Below are 1,565 nucleotides of genomic sequence, written 5' to 3' on the forward strand. Positions count from 1 at the left end.
GCATCAAGCTGATAGCTCACCACTCGGTCCGAGCCTTGTGTGGTGGTGAAGTTGCCATCGATTGAAATCGGGTCAGTTTGATCTGAGCCAATCGTGCCTAAATCATCTTCATCAACGGTAATCGCATCGACATCGGTAATGGTCGGCTTATCATCCACGATGGTGACTGGGATCGTTTCTGTGGTGGTATCACCATCAAAATCCGTCGCGATGATTGGGAAGTTCAGTGTCAGCTCATCACTGTCTGTCGCATGGTCAATTGGCCCCTGAAGCGTGAAGTTGTATGAACCATCCGTATTCACGGTCAGCGTAAATACGGCTTCAGTTCCTGCTGTCGCTTCATAAGTGTAGCTACCGTCGCCGTTTGCAGTTTCCGTCAGCGTCACTGCCACACCTTGCGATGTTAGGCCATCAACTGGCGTTGCAGCAGTATCTAATTGGTAGCTTACTACCCCATCAGAGCCTTGCGTTGTAGTGAAGTTGCCATCGATTGAAATTGGATCTGAGCCGTCAGAGCCAATCGTCGCTAGGTCATCTTCATCCACACGGATTGCGTCTACGTCAGTGATGGTTGGTTTATCATCAACGATAGTGACAGGTAACGTCTCCGATGAGGTGTCGCCATCAAAGTCTGTTGCGATAATCGGGAAGTCGATTTGCAGACTGTCGCTATTCACCGCATGGTCTAGTGGACCTTGCAGTGTAAAGTTGTAGCTGCCATCTGGCTTCACAATCAATTCAAATACGGCATTGCCATCTGCCGTGGCTGTGTAAGTAAAACTACCGTCGCCGTTAGCAGTTTCAGCAAGCACGACAGGCTCACCATGAGAGGTCAACCCAGATACTGGATCTGCTGTTGCATCAAGCTGGTATTTAACAACGCTGTCTGAGCCTTCAGTTGTGGTGAAAGAACCCGACATAAACGCATCATCGTTTTGGTCTGAGCCAATTGAGGCGAGATCATCTTCGTCCACCGTGAGTGGAACAACGTTGTCGATAGTTGGAACGTCATCAGTAATCGTGACGGGAATGGTCGCGGTCGTCGTATCGCCGTCAAAGTCTGTTGCAATGATTGGGAAGTTCAGTACTAATTCATCGCTGTTTAACGCGTGATCTACCGGCCCTTCCAGACGGAAATTGTATGTGCCATCAGCATTCACGTTCATGGTGAAAACCGGATTGCCATCCGCGGTAGCCACGTAAGTAAAGCTGCCATCAGCATTCGCAGTCTCTACCAGAGTAACTGGCTCACCTTGGGAGGTTAGCCCCGAAACAGGATCAGAAGTTGAATCAAGTTGGTAGCTCACCACACGGTCTGAACCTTGGGTAGTGGTGAACGCGCCTTCAACAAACACAGCGTCAGTTTGGTCTGAGCCAATACCTGATAAATCATCTTCGTCTACAGCCAGAGGCAAAACATTATCGATGATTGGTGCATCATCCGTAATCGTGACTGGAATGGTTGCCGAAGTCGTATCACCATCAAAATCGGTGGCAATAATTGGGAAATCAATCGTCAGGCTGTCACTGTTAGCTGCATGGTCAATCGGGCCTTGCAGCGTAAA

The 1,565-nt window shown here is 49.2% G+C and carries 1 pseudogene; it reads right to left on the reverse strand.

Annotation, left to right across the window (positions count from 1 at the left end):
• Nucleotides 1–1,565 (reverse strand): annotated as a pseudogene (locus R7E47_RS24245) (tandem-95 repeat protein); the annotation flags it as partial.

It is taken from the genome of Vibrio sp. Vb1026 (assembly GCF_033338745.1).
GTDB classification, from domain to species: Bacteria; Pseudomonadota; Gammaproteobacteria; order Enterobacterales; family Vibrionaceae; genus Vibrio; species Vibrio alginolyticus.